27 protein-coding genes, 1 tRNA gene and 1 other RNA gene are annotated in these 23,845 nt (G+C 68.8%); 8 read left to right on the top strand and 21 right to left on the bottom strand.

Translation table 11 applies throughout. The features are described 5' to 3' along the window. Window positions 1-5: 5 nt before the first annotated feature. The 11 genes from tmk to AB4Y64_RS03200 all read right to left on the bottom strand — a co-directional run bounded on the left by tmk (window position 6) and on the right by AB4Y64_RS03200 (window position 9,563). On the bottom strand, window positions 6-662 hold the full coding sequence (tmk, locus tag AB4Y64_RS03150; RefSeq protein WP_441814980.1) for a dTMP kinase: 657 nt from the start codon (window positions 660-662) through the stop codon (window positions 6-8). Next, entirely contained in the window at window positions 662-1,729 is a 1,068-nt protein-coding gene (gene mltG, locus AB4Y64_RS03155; RefSeq protein WP_441814981.1) for an endolytic transglycosylase MltG, read from the bottom strand. Before mltG ends, tmk begins: the two co-directional genes overlap by 1 nt. Further along, window positions 1,726-2,547, bottom strand: coding sequence for an aminodeoxychorismate lyase (gene pabC, locus AB4Y64_RS03160; RefSeq protein ID WP_441814982.1), 822 nt, complete (start codon window positions 2,545-2,547; stop codon window positions 1,726-1,728). The genes mltG and pabC overlap by 4 nt, the downstream gene beginning before the upstream one ends. Then, a complete protein-coding gene (locus AB4Y64_RS03165; RefSeq protein WP_441814983.1) occupies window positions 2,544-3,914 on the bottom strand; it encodes an aminodeoxychorismate synthase component I in 1,371 nt (456 codons plus the stop codon). Before AB4Y64_RS03165 ends, pabC begins: the two co-directional genes overlap by 4 nt. Before the next feature lie 124 nt (window positions 3,915-4,038). Continuing rightward, on the bottom strand, window positions 4,039-5,289 hold the full coding sequence (gene fabF / locus AB4Y64_RS03170; RefSeq protein ID WP_441814984.1) for a beta-ketoacyl-ACP synthase II: 1,251 nt from the start codon (window positions 5,287-5,289) through the stop codon (window positions 4,039-4,041). Between the two features lie 151 nt (window positions 5,290-5,440). Beyond that, complete coding sequence (gene acpP / locus AB4Y64_RS03175) at window positions 5,441-5,680, bottom strand: acyl carrier protein (RefSeq protein ID WP_031373652.1); 240 nt, start codon at window positions 5,678-5,680, stop codon at window positions 5,441-5,443. A gap of 142 nt (window positions 5,681-5,822) precedes the next feature. Continuing rightward, window positions 5,823-6,569, bottom strand: coding sequence for a 3-oxoacyl-ACP reductase FabG (gene fabG, locus AB4Y64_RS03180; protein ID WP_441814985.1), 747 nt, complete (start codon window positions 6,567-6,569; stop codon window positions 5,823-5,825). Further along, window positions 6,566-7,528, bottom strand: a complete 963-nt coding sequence (fabD, locus tag AB4Y64_RS03185; RefSeq protein WP_441814986.1) for an ACP S-malonyltransferase — start codon at window positions 7,526-7,528, stop codon at window positions 6,566-6,568. The genes fabG and fabD overlap by 4 nt, the downstream gene beginning before the upstream one ends. Before the next feature lie 149 nt (window positions 7,529-7,677). Beyond that, window positions 7,678-8,658: a beta-ketoacyl-ACP synthase III gene (locus AB4Y64_RS03190; protein ID WP_441814987.1), complete on the bottom strand. Its 981-nt coding sequence runs from the start codon at window positions 8,656-8,658 to the stop codon at window positions 7,678-7,680. 172 nt (window positions 8,659-8,830) lie between these two features. Continuing rightward, a complete protein-coding gene (gene rpmF, locus AB4Y64_RS03195; protein WP_441814988.1) occupies window positions 8,831-9,025 on the bottom strand; it encodes a 50S ribosomal protein L32 in 195 nt (64 codons plus the stop codon). 19 nt (window positions 9,026-9,044) lie between these two features. Continuing rightward, window positions 9,045-9,563: a YceD family protein gene (locus tag AB4Y64_RS03200; protein ID WP_441815224.1), complete on the bottom strand. Its 519-nt coding sequence runs from the start codon at window positions 9,561-9,563 to the stop codon at window positions 9,045-9,047. 137 nt (window positions 9,564-9,700) lie between these two features. Between AB4Y64_RS03200 and AB4Y64_RS03205 the strand changes: the two genes are divergently transcribed. Beyond that, window positions 9,701-10,057 (top strand): hypothetical protein, encoded by a 357-nt coding sequence (locus tag AB4Y64_RS03205; protein ID WP_441814989.1) that lies wholly within the window; start codon window positions 9,701-9,703, stop codon window positions 10,055-10,057. Between the two features lies 1 nt (window position 10,058). Then, the gene (locus AB4Y64_RS03210) at window positions 10,059-10,646 is read left to right on the top strand and encodes a Maf family protein (protein ID WP_441814990.1); all 588 of its coding nucleotides are present in this window, start codon (window positions 10,059-10,061) and stop codon (window positions 10,644-10,646) included. 41 nt (window positions 10,647-10,687) lie between these two features. Here the strand turns inward: AB4Y64_RS03210 and AB4Y64_RS03215 are convergent, their stop codons facing one another. Continuing rightward, complete coding sequence (locus tag AB4Y64_RS03215) at window positions 10,688-12,532, bottom strand: ArnT family glycosyltransferase (protein ID WP_441814991.1); 1,845 nt, start codon at window positions 12,530-12,532, stop codon at window positions 10,688-10,690. 91 nt (window positions 12,533-12,623) lie between these two features. Here AB4Y64_RS03215 and AB4Y64_RS03220 point away from each other — a divergent pair, with 91 nt between their 5' ends. Genes AB4Y64_RS03220 through AB4Y64_RS03235 form a run of 4 tightly spaced genes read left to right on the top strand, consistent with a single transcriptional unit; the run spans window position 12,624 to window position 17,066 of the window. Next, window positions 12,624-13,577: an AAA family ATPase gene (locus AB4Y64_RS03220; protein ID WP_441814992.1), complete on the top strand. Its 954-nt coding sequence runs from the start codon at window positions 12,624-12,626 to the stop codon at window positions 13,575-13,577. A gap of 30 nt (window positions 13,578-13,607) precedes the next feature. Beyond that, a complete protein-coding gene (locus AB4Y64_RS03225) occupies window positions 13,608-14,570 on the top strand; it encodes a DUF58 domain-containing protein (RefSeq protein ID WP_441814993.1) in 963 nt (320 codons plus the stop codon). After that, a complete protein-coding gene (locus AB4Y64_RS03230; protein WP_441814994.1) occupies window positions 14,563-16,581 on the top strand; it encodes a transglutaminase TgpA family protein in 2,019 nt (672 codons plus the stop codon). Before AB4Y64_RS03225 ends, AB4Y64_RS03230 begins: the two co-directional genes overlap by 8 nt. After that, complete coding sequence (locus AB4Y64_RS03235) at window positions 16,578-17,066, top strand: Slp family lipoprotein (protein ID WP_441814995.1); 489 nt, start codon at window positions 16,578-16,580, stop codon at window positions 17,064-17,066. Before AB4Y64_RS03230 ends, AB4Y64_RS03235 begins: the two co-directional genes overlap by 4 nt. A 10-nt stretch (window positions 17,067-17,076) precedes the next feature. Here the strand turns inward: AB4Y64_RS03235 and AB4Y64_RS03240 are convergent, their stop codons facing one another. The 4 genes from AB4Y64_RS03240 to dnaX all read right to left on the bottom strand — a co-directional run bounded on the left by AB4Y64_RS03240 (window position 17,077) and on the right by dnaX (window position 20,377). Then, on the bottom strand, window positions 17,077-17,427 hold the full coding sequence (locus tag AB4Y64_RS03240) for a histidine triad nucleotide-binding protein (protein ID WP_441814996.1): 351 nt from the start codon (window positions 17,425-17,427) through the stop codon (window positions 17,077-17,079). A gap of 104 nt (window positions 17,428-17,531) precedes the next feature. Beyond that, window positions 17,532-18,128: a recombination mediator RecR gene (gene recR, locus AB4Y64_RS03245; protein ID WP_441815225.1), complete on the bottom strand. Its 597-nt coding sequence runs from the start codon at window positions 18,126-18,128 to the stop codon at window positions 17,532-17,534. Next, entirely contained in the window at window positions 18,125-18,445 is a 321-nt protein-coding gene (locus AB4Y64_RS03250; RefSeq protein ID WP_441814997.1) for a YbaB/EbfC family nucleoid-associated protein, read from the bottom strand. The genes recR and AB4Y64_RS03250 overlap by 4 nt, the downstream gene beginning before the upstream one ends. Before the next feature lie 78 nt (window positions 18,446-18,523). Next, window positions 18,524-20,377: a DNA polymerase III subunit gamma/tau gene (gene dnaX, locus AB4Y64_RS03255; protein WP_441814998.1), complete on the bottom strand. Its 1,854-nt coding sequence runs from the start codon at window positions 20,375-20,377 to the stop codon at window positions 18,524-18,526. Window positions 20,378-20,536: 159 nt separating this feature from the next. Here dnaX and AB4Y64_RS03260 point away from each other — a divergent pair. Together AB4Y64_RS03260 and ffs are read left to right on the top strand one after the other, a co-directional pair. Further along, window positions 20,537-20,629: transfer RNA gene (locus tag AB4Y64_RS03260), tRNA-Ser, on the top strand. 79 nt (window positions 20,630-20,708) lie between these two features. Beyond that, window positions 20,709-20,805, top strand: an RNA gene (gene ffs / locus AB4Y64_RS03265) — signal recognition particle sRNA small type. A gap of 61 nt (window positions 20,806-20,866) precedes the next feature. Here ffs and AB4Y64_RS03270 read toward each other — a convergent pair. The 5 genes from AB4Y64_RS03270 to AB4Y64_RS03290 are packed head-to-tail and all read right to left on the bottom strand — an operon-like array spanning window position 20,867 to window position 23,844. Beyond that, entirely contained in the window at window positions 20,867-21,292 is a 426-nt protein-coding gene (locus AB4Y64_RS03270) for a molybdenum cofactor biosynthesis protein MoaE (protein WP_441814999.1), read from the bottom strand. A 22-nt stretch (window positions 21,293-21,314) separates the two neighbouring features. Continuing rightward, a complete protein-coding gene (locus AB4Y64_RS03275) occupies window positions 21,315-21,557 on the bottom strand; it encodes a MoaD/ThiS family protein (RefSeq protein WP_441815226.1) in 243 nt (80 codons plus the stop codon). Then, window positions 21,554-22,054 (bottom strand): cyclic pyranopterin monophosphate synthase MoaC, encoded by a 501-nt coding sequence (gene moaC / locus AB4Y64_RS03280; RefSeq protein WP_441815000.1) that lies wholly within the window; start codon window positions 22,052-22,054, stop codon window positions 21,554-21,556. The genes AB4Y64_RS03275 and moaC overlap by 4 nt, the downstream gene beginning before the upstream one ends. Continuing rightward, window positions 22,055-23,077, bottom strand: a complete 1,023-nt coding sequence (moaA, locus tag AB4Y64_RS03285) for a GTP 3',8-cyclase MoaA (protein ID WP_441815001.1) — start codon at window positions 23,075-23,077, stop codon at window positions 22,055-22,057. Next, the gene (locus AB4Y64_RS03290) at window positions 23,074-23,844 is read right to left on the bottom strand and encodes an MBL fold metallo-hydrolase (RefSeq protein WP_441815002.1); all 771 of its coding nucleotides are present in this window, start codon (window positions 23,842-23,844) and stop codon (window positions 23,074-23,076) included. Before AB4Y64_RS03290 ends, moaA begins: the two co-directional genes overlap by 4 nt. Between the last annotated feature and the right edge of the window lies 1 nt (window position 23,845).

The raw sequence follows: 23,845 nt of genomic DNA on the forward strand, positions 1-23,845 counted from the left end.
CGCGGTCATGCCGGCGCCCTCTCGATGAACGCACGCAGGTGCGCCACCGCCTGCGCGGCCACGACGTCCGCCGGCTGGGTGGCGTCGATGACGCGGAAACGCTCCGGCTCGGCCGATGCCCGCGTCAGGTAGCCATTGCGCACGCGCTCGAAGAAATCCTCGCGTTCGCTCTCGATGCGGTCGCTGGCGCCCCGCCCGCGCGCACGCTGCAAGCCGATCGCGACCGGCACGTCCAGCAACAGCGTCAACGCCGGAGCGATGCCGACGACACGACGCTCGAGTTCGGCGATGAACTGCACGTCGCCGCCGCGCGCGGCGCCCTGGTAGGCGTAGCTGGCGTCGGTGAAGCGATCGCTGATGACCCATGCGCCGCGCTGCAGCGCCGGCACGATGGTTTCGCGCACATGCTGGGCGCGTGCGGCAAACACCAGCAGCAGTTCGGTGTCGGCGGTGGGCGGCTCATGGTGGGTGTCCAGCAGCAGGCCGCGGATCTGCTCGGCCAATGGCGTGCCGCCGGGCTCGCGCGTGGCCACGATTTCCTCGCCGGTGGCCTTCAGCGCCTCGCGCAGCGCCGCCAGCACGGTCGACTTGCCGGCGCCCTCGCCGCCTTCGAGCGTGATGAAACGCGGTTGCCTCTGCAGGGGCGTGCCTGGGCTGGTCATTACTGGCTCCCCGACTGCGCGGCGCGGTACTTCGCAAGATAGGCGCGGACGTTGGCCTGGTGCTCGGCGTAGGTGCGCGCGAACAGGTGGCGCCCGCTGCCATCGCCGACGGCAACGAAGAACAGCGCATCGCCGTCCGCAGGTTTGGCCACCGCCTCGAGCGCGCCGATGCCGGGCATCGCGATCGGCGTCGGCGGCAGGCCGGCAATGAGGTAGGTGTTGTATGGATTGTCCGCGCGCAGGTCGCGCTTGCGGATGTTGCCGTCGTAGGCGCTGCCGATCCCGTAGATCACGGTCGGATCCGTTTCCAGGCGCATGCCCAGCTTGAGGCGACGCGCGAACAGGCCGGCGATCTGCGGACGCTCGGAGGCGATGCCGGTTTCCTTCTCCACGATCGAGGCCAGCACCAGCATCTCGTCCGGTGTCTTGAGAACGGTGTCGGCGCTGCGCTGCTGCCACGCCGCGTCGAGCGCCTTGTCCATCGCCGCGTGCGCGCGCTTGAGCACATCCAGGTCACTGTCGCCGCGCGTGTACAGGTAGGTCTCGGGCAGGAAGCGGCCTTCGGGATGCTGGCCCGGAGCACCGACCGCCTTCATCAGCGCGGCATCGTCGAGCTTGCCCGACTCCAGCGTGAGCGGCCTGGCTTTGGCCAGGGCCGCGCGCAGTTCGCGGATGTTCCAGCCTTCGACAATGGTGAAGCGATGGCGGATCACGCGGCCATCGCGCATCGCCACCAGCAGTGCGCGTGGCGAGGTACCCGGTTCGATCGCGTATTCGCCGACCTGCAGCTTGCCGGCCGCGCCGAGTTGCTTGGCCAGCGCGCGCCATTCGAGCAGGTCGCCTTCGCGCACGCCGGCCTCGCGCAGCTTGCGCACGACCGTGGGCAGCGAATCGCCGCGTTCGACCATCACGGTTTCGTCCGCCTCCAGGCCGGACATCGGCGCGTCGGCGAATCCGGTGTAGCGCTGCCATAGCCAGAAGCCCGTGCCGGCCGCGACCAGCAGCAACAGCAACAGGAAGCCCGAGGAAATACGTCCGGCAGACCGGCGCGCGGATTTGCGACTCACGAAACCTCCGTGGCGAAAGCGGGATGCTCGGCGGCAAGGCGGTGCTGCAGCGCGACCACCTGCGGATGCGGTTGCCATGTGCGGGCGCCGAGCCGCGCCACCGGCAGGATACCGCGCACGGCATTGCACAGGAAAACCGCGTCGGCGGCTTCGACATCGGTCACAGCCAGGCGCGCCTCGCGTGCCGGCAACGCCTCCAGCGCCCAGGCCCGGCATACGCCGGCGATGCCGCAGCGGTCCACGGCCGGGGTGGTCCATTGGCCCTGGCGCAGGATGAACACGTTGGCAGCGGTGGCGCTGACCACGTCGCCCTCGCTGCTGCACAGCAGGCCGTCATGGATGGCGGGGTCGTCCCATTCGGCGCGGGCCAGCACCTGCTCGAGGCGGTTGCAGTGCTTGATGCCGGCCAGCGCCGGCTGCACGGCCAGGCGTGTGTCGCACCAGCGCAGGCTCAGGCCGGTGTCGTAGGCCGGCGGCAAGGGATGGCGGGCAAGCACCCAGTGGGGGATTACGGCCGAAGGCGGCCCGTAGCCACGTCCGCCACTGCCGCGCGTCACGATCAGTTTCAGCACGGCGTCGGCGCCGGCGAGCAGGCGCGTGGCCTCGGCAAAGGCCTGGCGCTCCTCGGGAAGTACAAGGCCCAGCATCGCTGCGCCGCGCTGCAGGCGCTGCCAGTGCGCAGGCCACCAGCGCATCTCGCCGCGGTGCGCACGAACGGTCTCGAACAGGCCATCACCGTAGGCCAGGCCGCGGTCGTGGTCCGGCAGGGCCGGCAGCGGCTGGTCGCCGGCGAAGTAACGCACTTGCGGCGCACTCATCCGGCCACTCCAAGGGCGCGCAGCATGCCGCGCGCCTTGGCCCGGGTCTCGTCGAGCTCGCGCTGCGGATCGGAGTCGGCCACGATGCCGGCGCCGGTGCGGAAGCGCAGCGTCGCTCCGCCCGCCCGGGTCGGCTCCAGTTCGGCGCTGCGGATGAGGATGTTGAGGTCGAGATCGCCGTCGCGGTTGAGCCAGCCCATTGCGCCGGTATAGGCGCCACGGCCTATGCCCTCGAGCTCGGCGATGATCTGCATGCAGCGCACCTTCGGGCATCCGGTGATGGTGCCGCCGGGGAACACCGCGCGGATCACCTGCCCCGGAGTCGCGTCGTCGCGCAGGCGACCGCGCACGTTGCTGACGATGTGGTGGACGTGGGCATAGCTTTCGACGGTCATCAGCTCGTCGACTTCGACGCTGCCCGGCGAGCAGACGCGACCGAGGTCGTTGCGCTCCAGGTCGATCAGCATCACGTGCTCGGCACGTTCCTTGGGGTGGCCGACCAGTTCCTGGATGCGCGCGGCGTCGTCATCGCCGGCGAAGCGCGGCCGCGTGCCGGCGATCGGCCGGGTCTCGACGACATCGCCACGCACCGACACCAGCCGTTCCGGTGAGGCGCTGACCACGGCCCAGTCGGCACCGGCGAACACGCCCGCGAACGGGGCCGGATTGTTCTGGCGCAAGCGTTCGAACAACGCCGCCGGTGGCAGCGGCGCATCGAATCGCGCCACCCAGCCGCGCGAAAGATTGGCCTGGAAAACATCGCCGGCAGCGAGATAGTCGAGCACGCGGCGCACGCCCGAGGTGAAGCGCTCCGGCGCGTCTTCCTCCAGCGACGCGGGCGGCCGCCACGGCGCGAGTGCCGGCAAACGCACGGCGGAGTCGACATCGGCAAGCACGGTGGCGACCAGGCCGTCCTGGCCGACTTCGCTCACCAGCACGCATTCGCCGCTGGTGTGGTCGCGCAGGACCGCGGCCGGGCAACGAAGCGCCAGCGCCACCGGCAAGCGACCATCGGCACGCGGCAGGTTCAATACCGGCTCGACCTGGGCCGCGGCTTCGTAGCCGAAGAACAACGCCCAGCCGCCGCGGAACGGCCAGCGTGGTTCGTCGCGGGCGACGCGCAGCGATTGCCATTGCGCGTCGAGCGCGGCGAAGAAATCGCCGTCGACCACGGCGCCATTGGCGTCATGGGTGGTGCCGTCGCCATCCAGGTGCAGCGAATCGCCACTGGCCACCAGCAGCAGGTCCCAGCGGCCCTGGGCGGTGCCGTGGGCACTGGACTCCAGCAACAGCGGGTAGCGCGCGGGCGACAGACGCTGCAGCGAGAGCAGGTCGAAGGTGGCAGGCAGGGAACGGGTCAGCAGCATCTGCGTATTAGACAGGGTTTTCAGACAGGGTTTCAGACAGGGTTTCAGACAGGGTTTTTAGACAGGCCAGAAACGACAATCCCCGCCGCAGCGGGGATCGTCAGGCAAACCCACGGCGCGGCGCTCAGATCCGCTTGAACACCAGCGTGCCGTTGGTGCCGCCGAAACCGAAGCCGTTGGAGACGGCGACGTCAATCTTGGCCTGGCGCGCCGTGTTCGGCACGTAGTCCAGGTCGCAGCCTTCGCCGGCTTCTTCCAGGTTGATGGTCGGCGGGATGATGCCGTGGTGCAGCGCCAGCACCGAGAAGATCGCCTCGACGCCGCCGGCGGCACCGAGCAGATGGCCGGTCATCGACTTGGTCGAGCTGACCATGGTCTTGTAGGCGTGCTCGCCCAGTGCGCGCTTGATCGCCAGCGTCTCGGCGAGGTCGCCCAGCGGCGTGGAGGTGCCGTGTGCGTTGAGGTAGCCGACCTCGTCGGCATTGACGCCGGCGTCCTTGAGCGCGGCCACCATGCAGCGCGCCGGGCCTTCGCCGTTCTCGCTCGGTGCGGTCATGTGGAAGGCGTCGGAGCTGGCGCCGAAACCGGACAGCTCGCAGTAGATGCGCGCGCCACGCGCCTTCGCACGCTCGTACTCTTCCAGGATCAGGATGCCGGCGCCGTCACCGAGGACGAAGCCGTCGCGGTCCTTGTCCCACGGACGCGAGGCATGGGTCGGGTCGTCGTTGCGCGTCGACATCGCCTTCATCGAGCAGAAGCCGGCGACCGACGTCGGCGAGGAACCGCGTTCGGCGCCGCCGGCGACCATCACGTCGGCATCGCCGTACTGGATCATGCGCATCGCCATGCCAATCGAATGGTTGGCGGTGGCGCAGGCCGAAACGGCCGAGAAATTGGGGCCCTTGATGCCGGTCAGCAGCGAGACCTGGCCGGGCAGCATGTTGATGATCGTGCTGGGCACGTAGAACGGCGAGACCTTGCGCGGGCCGCCTTCGTGGTACTTGATCGTCTGCTCTTCGATGCCGAGCAGGCCGCCGATGCCCGAGCCGATCAGCGCACCGATGCGCTCGGCGTTGGACTCGTCGACGGTGATGCCGGCGTCCTGGATCGCCATCATCGAAGCGGCGACACCGTAGTGGATGAACTCTTCCATCTTCTTGGCATCCTTCGGGCTCACCCACTGGGTGATGTCGAAGTTGCGCACTTCACCGGCGATGCGGGTGGTGAAGGCCGAAGCGTCGAAGTGGGTGATCGGGCCGATGCCGGAGCGGCCGTTGACGATGCCGTCCCAGCTGCTGGCCAGGTCGTTGCCGAGCGGCGACACGATGCCGAGGCCGGTGACCACGACGCGTCGGTTGAAGGCGCGATTGGACATGAAACACTCCGTCTACGAACACTACGCCGGCGCATGGACCGGCTCATAAGACACGGGGCCGCAATGCGGCCCCGGTCTGGTTTTGCAGGAAGCGCGTCGGCCGGATGGCCCGCCTCCACGTTACCGGTCTAGTGCACCGGCTACGGCACAGTTACGACTTGACGTGAGCCTTCACGTAGTCGATGGCCTGCTGCACCGAGGTGATCTTCTCGGCCTCTTCGTCCGGAATCTCGCACTCGAACTCTTCTTCGAGCGCCATCACCAGCTCGACGGTGTCGAGCGAGTCAGCGCCGAGGTCGTCGACGAACGAAGCGTTGTTGGTGACTTCTTCTTCCTTGACGCCCAGCTGTTCGACCACGATTTTCTTGACGCGCTCTTCGATGCTGCTCATGGGTACTCACTCCTCCCGGACGGGATATTCGACGGAATAGTCTAAAGGAACATTGGTGGAATCGCAGGCGTCCGCGAGGATACGCGAAAGCCCTTTTGCTTCAAATGGTTACAAGCGCAAGCATTGCCGCCTTGGCAAGGCCTTACGGCATGTACATGCCACCGTTGACGTGCAGCGTCTCGCCGGTGATGTAGGCCGCCGACGGGCCGGCCAGGAACGCCACCGCGCGGGCGATGTCGGCAGGCTCGCCAAAACGGCCCAGGGCGATCTGGCCCAGCATCGCGCTCTTGGCGTCCTCGGGCAATGCCTTGGTCATGTCGGTGTCGATGAAACCGGGGGCCACCACATTGACGGTAATGCCACGGCTGCCGATTTCCCGGGCCATCGACTTGCTGAAAGCGATGATCCCGGCCTTGGCCGCGGCGTAGTTGGCTTGGCCGGCGTTGCCGGTCACGCCGATCACCGAGGCGATGTTGATGATGCGGCCCTTGCGCGCCTTCATCATCGAACGCATCACCGCCTTGCTGGTGCGGAAGACGCTGGTGAGGTTGGTGTCGAGGATGGCCTGCCAGTCCTCGTCCTTCATCCGCATCAGCAGGTTGTCGCGGGTGATGCCGGCGTTGTTGACCAGGATCGAGATCGCGCCGATGTCCTTGGCGATGCCGTCGATCAGCGTTTCGATCGAGGCGGCGTCGCTGACGTCGAGCACGCGGCCGTGGCCGCCGTGCCCGGCCAGGCGCTCGCCGATCGCGTTGGCGCCGGATTCGGAGGTGGCGGTACCGATGACGGTCGCGCCGTGCGCGGCCAGCTCGTCGGCAATCGCCGCGCCGATGCCGCGGCTGGCGCCGGTAACCAAAGCGACCTCACCGGTCAGCAGTTTCTGGCTCATGCCTTTTTCCATTCTTCGATAGCGGTTTCGAACTCGCCGGGCGTACCGATCGCGCGCCCGTCGAGCGACTTGTCGATGCGCTTGACCAGGCCGGCAAGCACCTTGCCCGGGCCGCATTCGGCGACGCGGGTAACGCCCTTGGCAGCCAGCGCCTGCACGCAACCGGTCCACTGTACCGGCAGATAGAGCTGGCGGACGAGCGCATCGCGGATCGCGTCGAGGTTGTCGTGGATGCCGGCGTCGACGTTCTGCACCACCGGCGGCTTCGGCGCGTGCCAGGCCATCCCGGCCATGGCTTCGGCCAGGCGGTTGGCGGCGTCGCGCATCAGCGGCGTATGCGAAGGCACGCTCACTGCCAGCTTCACCATCTTGCGCACGCCGCGTTCGCCGAGCACGGCCATCGCCTTGTCGACCGCATCGGCGTGGCCACCAATGACGATCTGGCCCGGCGAGTTGTAATTGGCAGGCACCACCACGCTCGTACCCGACACGCTCTCGCAGACTTCCTGCACCAGCGCATCCTCGGCACCGAGCACGGCGGCCATCGCGCCGGTGCCGGCCGGAGCGGCTTCCTGCATCAGCTGGCCACGCAGGCGCACCAGGTGCGCGGCATCCTTCAGCGACAACGCGCCAGCGGCGACCAGCGCGGTGTATTCGCCCAGGCTGTGGCCCGACAGCAACACCGGCATGGCGCCACCGCGCTGCTGCCACAAGCGCCACACCGCCGCGCCAGCGGCAAGCAGCGCCGGCTGCGTGTACTCGGTGCGGTTGAGCATTTCTTCCGGCCCGCCCTGACTGAGCGCCCAGAGGTCGACACCCGCGCCATCGCTGGCCTCAGCGAACGCTTCGCGGATGATCGGGTGCAGTTCGCCCAGTTCGGCCAGCATGCCGAGCGACTGCGAGCCCTGGCCCGGGAACACGAACGCCAGGGTCGAATCGGTATGGGGGGTTACGGTCACGCGTGAAGGCCTTGCGACAAAGAATGCGCATGATACGAGTGTTTGCTCTAGTGCGTCTGTACGGGCCTGTACGGGTCTGCACGGGCGCACAAACGAAAACGCCCCCGCTGCGGACAGCGGAGGCGTTTGGCGGAGCGTGAACGCTCAACTCAGTAGCGCAGCAGCGCCGAGCCCCAGGTGAAGCCGCCACCGAAGGCCTCAAGCAGCACCAGCTGGCCGCGCTGGACACGACCCGAGCGCACCGCCTCGTCCAGCGCCAGCGGCACCGAACCCGACGACGTGTTGCCATGTTTGTCGACCGTGACGATCACCCGCTCCATCGGCATGTCCAGGCGCTTGGCCGTGGCTTCGATGATGCGCAGATTGGCCTGGTGCGGAATCAGCCAGTCGATGTCGTGACGATCCAGGCCATTGGCCTCAAGCGTTTCCTCGACGACCGAATCCAATGCCTTCACCGCGTGCTTGAAGACCTCGTTGCCGGTCATCAGCACCTTGACGCCGGCATTGGGCTCTTCGGGCTTGAAGCCGACCGAGACGCCAACCGGATTCCACAGCAGCTCCTTCTTGCCGCCATCGGCGTGCATGTGGGTGCTGAGGATGCCCGTCTCGGTGTCGGCCTTGAGCACGACCGCGCCAGCGCCGTCGCCGAACAGCACGCAGGTGGAGCGATCGCTCCAGTCGAGCATGCGGGTCAGCGTTTCCGCGCCGACGACGAGCACGTTCTTCGCCGAACCGGAGCGGATGAACTTGTCGGCCACCGTCAGCGCGTAGACGAAGCCCGAGCAGGCGGCATTGACGTCGAACGCAGCGCAGCCGTCGGCACCGATGCGGTGCTGCAGCAGGCAGGCCGTGGACGGGAAGATCAGATCCGGCGTGGTGGTGCCGACCACGATCAGGTCGAGATCCTTGGCATCGACGCCGGCCGCCTCCAGTGCGCGCACCGAAGCGTGGTAGGCCAGATCGCTGGTGGTCTCGCCTTCGGCGGCGATATGACGCTCACGGATGCCCGTGCGCGCGGCAATCCATTCATCGCTCGTGTCGATGAATTTGGCCAGGTCGTCATTGGTCAGCACCTTCTCGGGAAGGTAGCTGCCGGTTCCCGCGATGCGGGAATAAATCTGTTGCGTCATCGCCACTCCGCTGCACAGCCGTTGTCGGGACTCCGCCAGCCATGCCGACGGAAATACACCGCCGCGATGGCCGCTGAGCGCGCTGAACCTTTACGGTTCCGACAGTCCAGGCTGTGCGGCGGCCGCGCGAGTCCGGGAGGAGCTGCGCGCGGCGCGACGGTGGGCGAAGAGCTTACTCTTCGTCGGCAACCTTGGACTTGGTGTCGATCACCTTCTTGCCGCGGTAGTAACCGTCAGCGGTGACGTGGTGACGCAGGTGGGTCTCGCCCGTGGTCGGGTCGGTCGCCAGCTGCTTGGGCGACAGCGCATCGTGCGAACGGCGCATGCCACGCTTGGACGGGGAAACGCGGGACTTCTGGACAGCCATGGTCTTGCTCCAAAAAAACTCAGTTCGATTGTTTCTTCAATGCCGACAGCGCCGCGAACGGGTTCACGCGCTCCGGCTCTTCGGCCTGCTCGGTCGCCGGCCAGTCGCTTTCCACCGCTTCCGTGTCGGGCGCGATTGGCACGACCGGGATAGCGAGGATCAACTCGTCCTCAACCAGTTCGACGGTCCGCAGCTGGCCATCTTCCGGCACCAGCAACGGCTCGTATCCCTCTGGCAACGCCGCCTCGTCCGCTTCATCACGGATCAGGCCAAGGCGCTGCACGATGTTCACCGGGAACAGGAACCGCTCCAGGCTGCGCTGACAGGTCAGCGGCAGCTCGGCATCGATTCGCAGTTCGACATAAGGCACCCGCAGCGCGTCGTGATCGAACTCGAGCGCAAAGCGAACCTCACCTTCGGTGTCGACCAGACTGTTCCGCAGCCGCGTCAGCGATGACAACGGCACACGGCCTTCGAGGCCGCGCCGCGCCGCCACCATGCGCCAAACATCAAGAATCGCGGGCAGGTCGGCTGACATAAGCTGCGGAATGTTAGGGATCAAGGCCCATCCTGTCAAACCAGGGGCCGTCCTGGTGCCCGCTCGTCGGCGGCAATTGCGGATGGCCGGGGGCCGGCCTCAAACTCCGGTCCATTCCCGTTCAGTTGCCCGTGCCCGTGACCATCGTCCTCCTGCTCCTTTCCACCCTGGCGATCGCGGCCCTGAGCTTTGCCTGGCACCGCCCCGGACGGCGCGAACGCGCGGTCCGCGAGGTCCTGGACGCCGCTGACGCCCTCGAGGAGCGCCTGCGCCTGGCCCGGGCCGAGATCGAGGCGGTCGCCGGCAACGGCGGCGATGACCCGGTGGGCGACGCCATGCGCGAGATGCTGCGCCAGCGCCTGTGGCTGCGCGACCACGGCCGCGAAGCCAGCCTGACCCAGTTGGCCGAGGTACGAAGCTCGATCGATGCCGCACGCGACCGGATCGACCAGCAATTATCGCTGATCGCCCGCGCCCGCGCGCCCATGGCCTGACGTGTCCGCATCGCCCCCCAGGCTGATCCTGGCGTCGACCTCGGTCTACCGGCGCGAACTGCTGTCGCGCCTGCGCCTGGCGTTCGAGACCGCGCGACCGGAAACCGACGAATCGCCGCTCCCGGGCGAAGCCCCGGACGCCCTCGCCTGCCGCCTGGCCGCGGCCAAGGCCATGGCGATCGCCTCGCTCCGCCCCGACGCCTGGGTCATCGGCTCCGACCAGGTGGCCGCGTTCGATGGCCGCATGCTGGGCAAGCCCGGCGGTCGCCAGGCGGCCATTGCCCAGCTGGCGGCAATGACCGGCCAGCGCGTGCAGTTCCACACCGGCGTGTGCGTGATGAAGGCCGGGCAGCCGCCGCTGCAGGCGCTCGACCTGACCGAAGTGGAGTTCCGCGCGCTCGATGACGCCCAGATCGGGCGCTATGTCGACGCCGAGCAGCCGTTCGACTGCGCCGGCAGCTTCAAGTCCGAGGGCCTGGGCATCAGCCTGTTCGAGGCCATCGACAGCCGCGATCCGACCGCACTGGTCGGCCTGCCGTTGATTGCAACGGCGCGCCTGCTGCGCCAGGCGGGGTTCGAGCTTCCCTGAGGCGGCACTCCCTCAGGCAGCGCGCCCCCCGGGGCGACGCGCTACTCGACCTCGATGGGCCGCTCGGCCCAGGTTTCCACGCTGCCATCGCGCCCGTGCAGGCGCAGCCCCAACCAGTGGGTGCCCGCCTTGTAGGTTCCCGGCGGCAGCGTCACGTCGGCGTCGAAGCCGACGTTGGGATGCTGAGGATCGCTGGATTTCGGCCAGACCTGCGTCAGGCCCGGGAACAGCCGGCCGTAACGGGCCTGGGCGACGACCTGGCCGTCCAGCGTGACCTCGACTCCGGCCAGGCCGACACCGTCCTTGAACGCCCAGCCGTCGACACTGAAATGCCGGCCCACGCGCGCATCGGCCACCGGTGTGTCGACCCAGACCATGGCCGGCGTGGTGCAGCCGCCCGCGACCGGCGCGCCCTGCAGCGCGAACAACATGAAGCGCTGGCTGCCGTGGTCGATGTTGAGCACTTCCGGCGGCGGCAGCGGCCCGGCCATCGCGCACAGGTCGTGATAGCGATCGAGCAGGTCGCGATACTTGATCTCGGTGGCGCCGACCACCAGCAGCACCGGCTGCGCGCCCCACTCGGCGCGACCGGCGCTCTGCAGGCCCCACAGGCGCAACTGCGGCGCGCGGCCATGCTTGTGGTTGATCGGGTGGTCGAGCACGGCGATGCGCGGATCGCCGAGCGCGAAACCGAGTTCGGCGCCGATCTTGAAGTTGTCCGCCACCACCCGCGTCCCCGCCGGCATCTGCGCAAGCCGCGCACGCACCGCCTGCGCCAACGGATCCCATCCGGAAAAATTGCTGGGGTACCACTTCTGCGCCGCGTTGCGCTCGCGCAGGTGCGGCTGCGAGACGGCGAGGTAGTAGCTCAGGGTGGCCACCAGGCCCAGGCCAGCCAGCCAGGCCGTGGCCAGGCGCCAGCCGCGCGGCCAGCGCCACAGCACGGCCGGCAGCAAGGGCAGCAGCGCCAGGTAACCAGGTAACGGCCAATGGAAGCTCACGCGCTCGGTGTCGGCGAAGAAGCCCAGGGCGAAAAAGCCCAGCACCACGCCCGTGCCGAGCAGGGCGAAATAGCGCTGCGAGGGTGTCGGGCTGGCCAACCCGCGCCGCGCCGCAACGGCCAGCGCCGCCAGCAGCAATGGCGTGACCAACAGCGCCTGGATCGCGATGAACCACACCGCGTCGGCGTGGAAGGACCACGGATGGCGATCGACCAGCTGGAAGCGCAGGCCGGCATCGGCGTTGTCGAGGTTCCATGCCACCAGCGGTGTCCAGGCCGATGCGCCGAAGGCGATCGCCACCAGCACGCGCACATCACGCAGCGCGCGCCGACCCTCCTCGATCATGGCCAGGGCGAAGAAGCCGACACCGATGACGGCAATGAAGCGGTAATGACACAACGCGCCCAATGCCAGGCCGACCGCGAGCTCCAGGGCCGCCTCCGGGCTGACCTGGCGCAGCAACCGGGCGCCGGCGTCGACACAAAGCAGCGTGGCCAGCGCCATGGCCGCATCGGGCAGCGCCATCACGCCCAGGCTGCCAGCCAGCGGCAACAGCAACGTGAAGCAGCCAGCGACCCAGCCATCACGCGCACCTGACTCGCGCGCGGCAACATGCACCATCAGGCACGGCACCAGTGCCGAGATCAGCAGGAACGGCAGGCGCACCGCGAACGTGTGGTCGCCGCCGAACACGGTGCCAAGGCGGGTCAGCCAGGCGGTCAGTCCGGGCAGGTCCGAGTAGGCCGCGGCCAGGTGTTGCCCTTCCTGCCAGTAGAACGCCTCGTCGACGAACAACGGCAGGCGCGCGATGACGACGAGCTTGATCGCAAGGACTGCGACCCACAGCACCCAGAAAGCGCGTCGTGCCTGCACTGCATCCCGCATCCGTTCGTGACCTCGCTACACTCTGGGTGAATTCATCGCGACCACCCGTGGCAGCCAGCTGGTCGCAACATCCAACAGGAGCACACGCGCGATGGCGGTATCCCTTTCGACGGCGACCATGCTAACCGATGGCCTGCGAGGCGCTCTTGAACGCGCCCAGTCGCAGGTCAATTCGCTGGTATTGGGCAAATCGCACGAGGTGCGCCTTGCGTTCGTCGCGCTGCTCGCCGGTGGCCACCTGCTGATCGAGGACCTGCCCGGACTGGGCAAGACCACCCTCGCCCACGCGCTGGCGGCAACACTGGGCCTGGACTTCCAGCGTGTCCAGTTCACTTCCGACCTGCTGCCGGCCGATGTTGTCGGCGTATCGGTGTTCGACCCGCAGGCGCGGCAGTTCCAGTTCCATGCCGGTCCGGTGTTCGCGCAGGTCCTGCTGGCCGACGAGATCAATCGCGCGCCGCCGCGCACGCAAAGTGCGCTGCTGGAAGCGATGGCCGAGTACCAGGTCACGGTGGATGGCACCACCCATGCGCTGCCGGAGCCGTTCTTCGTCATCGCCACGCAGAACCCCGTCGACCTGTCCGGCACCTATCCGTTGCCGGATTCGCAACTCGATCGCTTCCTGCTGCGCCTGAGCCTGGGTTACCCCGATGCGGACGCCGAACGCGACCTGCTGGCAGGCGATGATCGCCGCGACCTGATCGCACGCGTGCTGCCGCTGCTGGGCAGCGACGACGTGCTCGCCGCGCGCCGGGCGGTGCTGCAGGTGCATGCCAGCGAGGCGCTCGTCGCCTATGTGCAGGCCCTGATGGCGCGCAGCCGTCGCCACCCTGGCATTCGCGTCGGGCTGTCGCCGCGCGCCGGACTGGCGCTGCTGCGTGCGGCCCGCGCCTACGCACTGCTGCTGGGGCGCGCGCACGTGTTGCCCGAGGACGTGCAGGCCCTGTTCCCCGCGGTCGCCGCGCATCGCCTGGTCGCCGAGGTCGATGCCGGCAAGGACGCGGCACTGGCCAAGGCCATCCTGCACGCGGTGCCGGTGGACTGAGCGATGTCGCCGCCGGATCAGCAAGCTCCCATGCGCCTGCGCTCGCGCCTGCATGCCTGGGCAATGGTGTGGACGCGCCCGCGCGATCCGGAAACCCTGCCGGCACGCCTGCACCCGCGCCGCATCTACGTGCTGCCGACGCGTTTTGGTTTGTTCTACGCATTGCTGCTGTTGACGATGCTGCTCGGCGCGCTCAACTACAACAACAACCCGGCGTTGCTGCTGGGCCTGATGCTGACCGGCGCCGGGCTGGCCAGCCTGGTCGCGGCGCAGATGCAGCTGTCGGGGCTGGAACTGGTCGCGGCCGATGCCGAACCGGTCGCCGCAGGCACGCCGCTCAGCGTGCGCCTGCATGCGCGGGCAGCGCCCGGCCGGGTCCGTCGCGGTGTGCGCCTGGATGACGATGGCGCGTTCGCCGCGGCGCCGGGCGTGCTCAATCTCGATCGCGGCACGGGCGAGGCGCAACTGTTGCTGCCGACGGTGCAGCGCGGCTGGTTCGAACTGCCCAAGCTGCGCCTGTCGACCACGCGCCCGCTCGGGCTGGCACGCGCATGGGCCTATGTGTGGCCAGAATCGCCGCTATTGGTATACCCCGCACCGGAAGCCCAAGGCCCGCCGCTGCCGGCCGGTCACGGCGACCGGGTGCAGGCGCGGGTGAATCCGAGCGGAGACGATGTGCACCATCTGCGTGGTTATCGTCCTGGCGATGCGCGGCGTGCGATTGCATGGAAGCCGTCGGCGCGACGCGACACACTGCTGGTGCGCGAGTACGAACAACCCATCGGCGCGGAGATCGTGCTCGACTGGCGCGCCATCGCCGGCATCGCCCATGAAGCGCGGATCTCGCGCCTGGCGCGCTGGATCGACGAAGCAGAGCGCGAAGGCCGCCGCTACCAGTTGCGCCTGCCCGGCCATGCACCGCTGGGGCCCGATCGCGGCGCGCAACATCGTCATGCCTGCCTGCGCGCGCTGGCGCTGCTGCCCCATGGCTGATCCGTCGACGCCAGCGCTGGATCCACGCGCGCGCCGCTGGGTGCTGCTGAGCGCCGGCGCATGCCTGTTGCCGCTGCTGCTGCAGTTGCCGATGCCGATGGCACTGACCCTCGCGGTGAGCGCGCTGGCGGTGGTCGCAGTGACCTGGCGGCATCCGCTGCATGGTCTGCTGCGCCTGCTGCTGTCGGTGGTGCTGATCGCGATCGTGCTGACCATGAGCGGCTTCTCGATTGGTCGCGATACCGGCTGCGCCCTGCTGGCGGCGATGCTGGCGATCAAGCCGGCGGAAACCTTCAGCCTGCGCGACGCGCGCAGCCTGCTCGGCTTTGCCCTGTTCGCGCCGTTCGCCACCTTCCTGCTCGACCAGGGCCCGTTGTCCCTCGTGCTCGGCCTGGCCGCGACGTTGCTGACACTGGCGGCGTTGCAGTTGCTGGCGGACATCGAATCGGGTGACGTCCGTCGCGACGCATCGCCGTGGCGGCGCATGGCCGCCACCGGCCGCCTGCTCGCCCTGGGCCTGCCACTGGCGCTGGCGGCGTTCTGGTTGTTCCCGCGCCTGGCCTCGCCGCTGTGGGGGATCCCGGAACGCGCCATGGCCCGGACCGGATTGTCGGACCGGATGAGCCCGGGCGACTGGGTCGACCTGATGGGCGATGAGCGCCCCGCCCTTCGGGCACGTTTCTTCGGCGCCACGCCACGGCCGCAGCAGATGTACTGGCGCGGACCGGTGATGTGGGACTTCGACGGACGCACCTGGACGCAGCCGCGCTGGACGGCTGGCTGGAACCAGACGGTGATCGAGCACGGCCGGCAACGGTGGGACTACGAGATCGAGCTGGAGCCTACCGACCGCCGCCAGCTGGTGGCGCTGGACCTGCCACTGGCGGCGCCCGCCGGCAGCGAACAGGACCCGGACCAGAGCCTGCAATCGACCGCCCAGCTGACCGGCGTGACCCGCTGGCGCATGCAATCGGCCCCGCCCGTGCGCTACGAGGCAAGGCTGTCGCGGCAGTTGCGTGAGTACGCCCTGCAACTGCCGGGCGGCTACAACCCGCGAACGCTGGCGCTGGGCCGGCGCTGGCGCATCGACGCCGGTCCCCATGCCGATGCGGCCATCGTCACCCGCGCCCTCGACTGGATCCATCGCGACTTCGCCTACACCCTGGAAACCCCGCTGCTGGGGCGCAACAGCGTCGACGAGTTCCTGTTCGACCAGCGCGCCGGCTTCTGCCAGCACTTCAGTTCCTCGTTCGTGGTGCTGATGCGCGCCGCCGGCATTCCTGCCCGCGTGGTCACCGGCTATGCCGGCGGCTACCGCAATGCGGTGGGCGGCTATTGGCTGGTGCGACGCTCCGATGCCCATGCCTGGGCCGAGGTTTGGCTGCGCGGGCGCGGCTGGGTACGCGTGGATCCGACCGCCGCGGTGGCGCCCGAACGCATCTACGACACCCTCGACGACCGCCAGCCCGGTGCCGGCAGCCTGCTTGGCGGCATCGCCGGCGGACGCTCGCTGTTCGATGTCAGCGACTGGATGCGCCGCGGCTGGAACGATTTCGTCCTCGGCTTCAATGCCCAGCGCCAGCAGCGCCTGCTGCGACCGCTCGGCATCGAACGCATCGACGACCGCACGCTGGTGTTGCTGATGATGCTGGCGGTGGCGTTGGGGCTGTTGTGGATGGTGTGGTTCAGCCGCCGCAACGAACGCGAACCCGACCCGATGCTGCGCGCCTGGCATGCGCTGGCGCGCCGCTATCGCCACCTCGACCTGGAGCGTTACCCGGACGAACCGGCCGGGCGCTGGGCCGAGCGCGTCGCCGCGACCCGCCCCGAACTGGCCGACGAACTGCGAATCCTCAGCCAACGTTTCAGCGATTGGCGGTACGCTGACGGCGAACCGGGGGGACGTTCGACCCGCGCCTTGACCCAGGCGCTGCGCGCGCATCGCCCGTCCGCCCAACCAGGCTCGCACCGCATGCGGACCCCAGGCATGACACCAGGAGATCGCCGATGAACGTCCGTCTCACCGTACTGGCCCTCGGCACGATGCTGCTGGCCGCCTGCGTCAGCGCCCCGCAACCGCTGCAGGGCTCCTTCAATCCGATCACCCCGCGTGACGCCGCGGCCAACGACAGCACCGGCGCCTCGGTGCGCTGGGGCGGTCGCATCGTCAGCGTCGAACCGCAGGCCAACCGCACCTGCTTCGAGATGATCTCGACGTATCTGGGCGACAGCGGCCGTCCGTACTGGGGCAGCGACGACACCGGCGGCCGCTTCATTGCCTGCCGCACCGGCTTCTACGACCCGGCGGTGTTCGAGCAGAACCGCGAAGTGACCTTCATCGGTCGCATCAGCGGCTACCAGAACCGCCGCATCGGCGAGTACGACTACCGCTTCCCGCAGGTCGAGGCCGACGTGGTCTACCTGTGGCCCGTACGCGAGACGGTCGATGTCGTCGGCTATCCGGCGGCGCCGTGGCCGTGGTGGGGCTGGTGGTAGGCGTCGCGCCTCAGCGCGACGTTCCGAAGCGCCCCAGCGGGGCGCCGGCCAACAAGTGCAGATGGATCTGGAACACCGTCTGCCCGCCGTCGCCGTTGCAGTTCATCACGATCCGGTAGCCGTCCTCGGCGAATCCTTCGCGCTTGGCGTAGTCGGCCGCGGCCACCGCCAGGCGGCCGACGATCGCGGCCTGGTCGGGCTGCAGGTCGTTGAGTGTGGCGACATCGGTCTTGGGCACGAACAGAACGTGCACCGGCGCCTGCGGCGCGATGTCGCGGAAGGCGATCAGGTGATCGTCCTCATAGACGACGTCGGCCGGAATCTCGCGCTTGATGATCTTGTGGAAGATGGTGTCGGACATGGCGGTCGGGGGCAGTCGGCAAGTGGATGCGACTTTACGCCGAGGCGGCGGCAGGTGAAATCACCCGCCAGATCATCCGCCAGATCACCCGCCGTCCCGGCAGCTCAGTCCGGCATCTCGCTGCGGCTGCCGAAGGCATGCGACAGCGTGCCGCGGTCCACGTATTCCAGCTCGCCGCCCAGCGGCACGCCGTGCGCGAGCCGGCTCGGCCGCACCTTGTGCTGGCGCGCCAGTTGCGCGAGGTAATGCGCGGTCGCCTCGCCCTCGACCGTGGGGTTGGTGGCGATGATCAGTTCCTGCACCTCGCCCTCGGCCAGCCGCGCGGCAAGCGCATCGAGGCCGAGTTCGCGCGGGCCGATGCCATCGAGCGGCGACAACCGTCCCTGCAGCACGAAGTACAGGCCGCGGTAGCCGGTGGCCTGTTCGATCGCCAGGCGATCGGCCGGCGATTCGACCGCGCATAACTGGTGGGCATCGCGCGCGGCGCTGGCGCAGGTCGCACAGACCTCGCCCTCGGTGAAGTCACGGCAGCGCGCGCAATGGCCGATGTGCTCGACCGCGGCCGACAGCGCATCGGCCAGGCGCTGGCCACCGGCGCGCTCGCGTTCGAGCACGTGGTAGGCCATGCGCTGCGCCGATTTCTGGCCTACGCCAGGCAGGACGCGAAAGGCGTCGATGAGTTGTTCGAGCAGCGAAGTCAGAACGGCATCTTCATGCCGGGCGGAATCGGCATGCCGGCGGTCGCGGCCGACATCTTCGACTGCGATTCGGCATTGACCTTGTTGACCGCATCATTGAAGGCAGCGGCAATCAGGTCCTCGACCATTTCCTGGTCGCTGAGCACGCTCGGGTCGATGCGGACCTTGCGGCACTCCATGCGGCCGGTGATGGTGATGCTGACCATGCCGCCGCCGGCGTTGCCGGTGACTTCGAGCTTGGCCAGCTCTTCCTGGGCGCGCTGCACGTTTTCCTGCATCTTCTGCGCCTGCTGCATCAGTTGGGCAATGTTTCCACGCATGTCTGTCACTCATCTATTGGCAATGGAGCCCCTGCGTCAGGGGCGACGGCCACGCCCGGTGGGCGGTGGCGGGGGGGATCATTTTTCGTCGTAGGGCCGGATCGAGTCCGGCACCACCTTGGCGCCGTGCTGCGAAATCAGGCGCTGCACGTCCGGGTCGCTCATGAAGTTCGCTTCGGCCGCCGCCTGGCGCTCGTCGCGACTGCGCTCGTTGCGCTGGTGCAATGACTCGGCCGTGCGCGCCTCGACGAAACGGACCTGCGGCGCGGCGCCCAGCGCCGGTGCCAGTGCTTCGGCCATGAGATCGACCAGCGCATTGCTGCGCAGATGGTCGTCGGTGGGTGCCAGCGACAGGCTCAGCACGCCTTCGGCGTAGGCAACGAAGCCGGCGTGTTCGGCCAGCAGGCGGGCCGGGCCGCGCAGGCTGGTTGCGGCGACCATCGCGTGCCAGGCATCGGCATCGGCAATGCCGGCGCCGTGGATGAAGGTGATGTCGGTCGGCGCTGCGGCCTGCTCGACCGCGGCCTGCTCGACCGCGGCATGCTCGACCGCGGCCGGCATCGGACGCGGCGCGGGCGCCGGCTCCCTTGCGGGCGGCGGCTCGACCGGCGCGGGCGCGGCGGCCGTGCGCGTGGGCATCGGTTCGACAACCGGCGGCGGCGCTGGCGCTGCAAACGGACTCGGCGGCGGCGTCCGCTCGCGCGCCACCGGGGCGGACGGAGCGCCGGGACGGGTCGTGCCGACCGGTTCAACCGGCGCGGCAGTGGCGGCACTGCGAGGGCTCGCGCCACGCGAGGCCTGCGCAGGTTCCGCCGACGGCGCGCGGGCGCCATCGCCGTCGCCCGGACGGAACGCCAGCATCCGCAACACGCTCATCTCGAAACCGGCACGCGGGCTCGGCGCCAGCGCCAGGTCGCGACGACCGTTGAGTGCCATCTGGTACCACAGCTGCACCACTTCAGGCCGCAACTGTCCAGCCAGGGCGTCGACGTCGACACCGTCGGCCTCGACCTGCGCCTCGGGCACCAGCTGGCGCACCTGGATCCGGTGCAGGGCGTCGCTGAAGGCCTCCAGCACGCTGCCCCAGTCCGGCGAGAATTCTGCCAGCACGGCCACCTCGGCCAGCAACCGTTCGCCGTCGCCTTCGGCCAGGGCCGAAAGCAGCGCGCCAACGCGGGTGCGGTCGACGGTGCCGAGCATGGTCGCCACGCCGGCATCGCCCAGCGCGCTGCCGCCGGCGCTGGCGCCGGTGTAGGCAATGGCCTGGTCGAGCAGCGACAGGCCGTCGCGCAGGCTGCCGTCGGCGGCCTTGGCGAGCTGGCGGATCGCGCCGGAATCGGCATCGATGCCCTCGGCCTGCAGGATCCGGGTCATCTGCCCGCTGATCTGCTGCTCGTCCAGGCGCTTGAGGTTGAACTGCAGGCAGCGCGACAGCACCGTTACCGGCAATTTCTGCGGGTCGGTGGTGGCGAGGAGGAACTTCACGTGCCCGGGCGGCTCTTCCAGCGTCTTGAGCAACGCATTGAAGGCCGACTTGGACAGCATGTGCACTTCGTCGATCAGGTAGACCTTCACCCGGCCACGGCTGGGCATGTACTGGGCGTTGTCGATCACCTCGCGGACGTCGTCGACACCGGTGTTGCTGGCGGCGTCGATCTCGAGCAGGTCGATGAAGCGCCCGGAATCGATGTCGCGGCAAGAGCCGCATTCACCGCAGGGCTCGGCCGAGGTCCCGCGCTCGCAGTTCAGCGATTTGGCGAAGATTCGCGCGATGGTGGTCTTGCCGACACCGCGGGTGCCGGTGAACAGGAAGGCGTGGTGGACGCGACCGGTATCGAGTGCATTGGTCAGCGCACGGACCACGTGCTCCTGCCCCACCAGTTCGGCGAAGCGCTTCGGACGCCACTTGCGGGCGAGGACGAGGTAGGACATGCCCACATTCTGCCATGCCCAGTCGCGGCCACCGCGACTGGCGCGGCACCCGCTCGTCGCGCTTGTCCCTGGAGCCGGTGGCGGCTAGAATCTGCGACCCCCAGTAAACGGCTTGTTACGGCTGGATGCCACGTTCAGGGGGAACGAAGTACCAGGTGCGGAGAGGTGTCCGAGTGGTTGAAGGAGCACGCCTGGAAAGTGTGTAAGCGTCTAAACCGCGCTTCGGGGGTTCGAATCCCCCTCTCTCCGCCAGCTTCGAAGTGTGGAAAAGCCCCGCGGCCAATGCGGGGCTTTTGATGAAAGTGTGTTGTTGAAAGTCTCTATGGTGGCCCCGTCGGCCCCTCGCGACGCTAGGTCGAAAACTCCGCCAGGGCCGGAAGGCAGCAACGGTATTGACTGATGCGGGTGCCGAGGTCAGCCGGCGGGGCCATCGCCTTTTCTGGCGCCGGCCCTGCCCCGGCACGCCGCCATGCCGTCAAACGGCCGCGGTCACGAGGTCTGCGGATGCAGCCAGCCGGCGTCGCCGTCGGCGTAGCGTTCGTGCTTCCAGATCGGCACGCGCGACTTCACCTCGTCGATGACGAAGCGACAGGCGGCAAAGGCGGCATCGCGATGCGCCGCGCTGACACCCACCCACACCGCCAGTTCGCCGATCGCCAGGTCGCCGACCCGATGCACGCACACGGCATCGAGGATGTCGAACCTGGCCAGTGCCTCGGCCAGCACGCGCTCGCCTTCGGCCTCGGCCAGGGCGGCATAGGCCTCGTAGCGCAGGCCATGCACGGCGCGGCCATCGTTGTGGTCGCGCACCCAGCCCTCGAAGCTGGCGTAGCCGCCGACGCGGTCGTCGAGCAGTTGCGCGCGCAGGCTGGCGGTGTCGAACGGGGTTTCGGAAAGACTGAAGTGCTTGCTCATGTCTGTGTCGCAGTTGCAGTGGTCAGCCGCCGCTGACCGGCGGGATGAACGCGATTTCGCTGCCGGCGCGGACCTGTTGTTCCCAGCGCGCGAATTCACCGTCGACCGCCACGCGCAGGCGTTCGTGCGGCAGGGCGAAACCGTGGCGCGCGCGCAACGCGTCGTACAGCGCGCGCAGGTCGCCATCGGCCTCGACCGGTTCGCTGGCGACGCCGGCGGCGTCGCGCAGGCTGGCAAAATACAGCACGGTGGCCTGCGTCATCAGGTCGCTCCGAAGTCGTTGCGGCCGCCGCGCTTTCCCAACACCCGCGCCGGGCCCAGCACGATCGCGTGCGACAGCGCCTTGCACATGTCGTAGACCGTCAATGCCGCCACGGTCGCGCCGGTCAGCGCTTCCATTTCGACGCCAGTGCGGTGGGTCGTGCGCACGGCGCATTCGATCCGCAGCGTGGTCGCGCCGCCCCAGTCGATGCTGATCCGGCAGCCGTCGATCGGCAGCGGATGGCAGAACGGGATCAGCTCGTGCGTGCGCTTGACCGCCATCGTGCCGGCGATGATCGCCGTGTCGACGATGCCGCCCTTGGCGCTCTTCAGGCCGGAAGCGCGCAACTGCGCCGCCACCGCGGGCGGGAAGCGCACCGTGCATTCGGCCCGCGCCTCGCGCGCCGTGACCGCCTTCGCCGAGACATCGACCATCGCCGGGCGACCGTCAGGATCGATGTGCGTGAGTTGCTTGCGCGCGGGTTGCTTCTTGGCTTTCATTCAACCGCCGATGAGATACATCTCGACATGCCGGCGCGATGCACCGACGGCGCCACGCAGCTCGCTGTAACGATCGCCACGCTGCGTCCACAGATTGGCCACGCGCTCGCGCAACGCCGCTTCGCCGTGGCCGAGCGCCTGGCGCAGATCGTGTCCGTCAGACGCGAACAGGCAGGTGTAGAGCCTGCCGTCGGCCGACACGCGGGCGCGATGGCAATCGCCGCAGAACGGCTCGCTGACGGAACTGACGAAACCCACCTCGCCGAGGCCGTCGGCAAAGGCGTAGCGCGAAGCGACTTCGCCACGGTAGTTCGCCTCCAGCGCGCGCAGCGGCCAGCGCGCGGCGATCAGGTCGCGCAGCTGCGCCGAAGGCACGACGCGATCGCGGACCCAGCCGTTGCAGGTGCCCACATCCATGTACTCGATGAAACGCAGCACATGGCCGCTGCCGCGGAAGTGTTCGAGCAGGGGCAGCACCTGGTCGTCGTTGATGCCGCGCTCGACGACGCAATTGAGCTTGATCGAGGCAAAACCGGCCGCCTGCGCCGCCTCGATGCCGGCAAGCACGTCGGCGATGTTGCCGCGGCCGCCGCTCATCTGGGCGAACCGCTCCGGATCGAGTGCATCGAGGCTGACCGTGATCCGGCCCAGCCCGGCATCGCGCAGCGCGCGTGCCTGGCCGGCCAGCAGCGAACCATTGGTGGTGAGGGCGATGTCGTCGAGGCCGGCGATCGCGGCGAGGCGCTCGACCAGCTGCGGCAACCGCTTGCGCAGCAGCGGCTCGCCGCCGGTCAGGCGCAGCTTGCTGACACCCAGGGAAACGAAACCGCGCACCAGCGTCTCGATTTCGTCGAACGACAGGCGCGAGGCTGAGTCGAAGCCGTAGTCGTCGGGCACGCGGTCGGCCGGCATGCAGTACGGGCAGCGGAAGTTGCAGGCCTCGATCACCGACAGGCGCAGGTCGTGCAAGGGCCGGCCACGCAGGTCGAGCGGCAGCGGCGAGGTGGCAGGAACCGCGCTCATGGCAGCACCGGCTGCACGTCGACCTGCTGGGCCGTCGGCTCACCCAGGGCCACCACCTGGCCCGGATGGGCGACACGGTAGCCGCGGGCGGCGAGGATCTCGCCTTCCTCGCGGTTGCCGTAGTGGTACAGCAGGCAGCGATCGAGCAGCGCCTGCGGGTATTCGCGTTCGAGGTCTTCGATGCCGCTGTGCGAGGGGTTGCCGTGCAGCGCGCAGTCGTGGGCGATCAGTTCGCCGGCGTCGGCGTAGCGCGCCAGCATCTCCGGGATCGGGCGGGTGTCGCCGGTCCACACCACGCTGCCGTGCAGGCGCAGGCCATAGGCGGTCTCGGGCCAGTGGTGCCGCGTCGGGAACACTTCCAGGCGCACGCCGTCATGCCAGAACGAGCCGCCGACCGGGATCACCTGGAAGGCGTCCCAGAAGTTCACGCCGCCCTCGGCCAGCGCGTTGGGGTAGTCGCCCACGCGCTGGTGCAGCAGGGGCACCACCGTCGCCGGCACGTACAGGCGGACCCGGCCGCGCCGCTGCGGATCGAAGTAGCTGGACACGAACAGTCGCTCGAAACCGGCGACGTGGTCGAGATGGGTATGGGTGATGTACAGCGCCTGCGGCGCGTGGCCGTACTGCGCCAGGTAGGCGGTCAGCCCTTCGCCGCCGCAGTCGATGGTCAGCCACGGCGCGCCATTGCGCTCGATCGTGGCCATGGCCGAACCAAGCTCGACCGCCGAGGCGTTGCCGACTCCGTGCAGGCGCAATTGCCAGGCCATG

It is taken from the genome of Lysobacter sp. TAF61 (assembly GCF_052113485.1).
Lineage (GTDB): Bacteria > Pseudomonadota > Gammaproteobacteria > Xanthomonadales > Xanthomonadaceae > Lysobacter_J.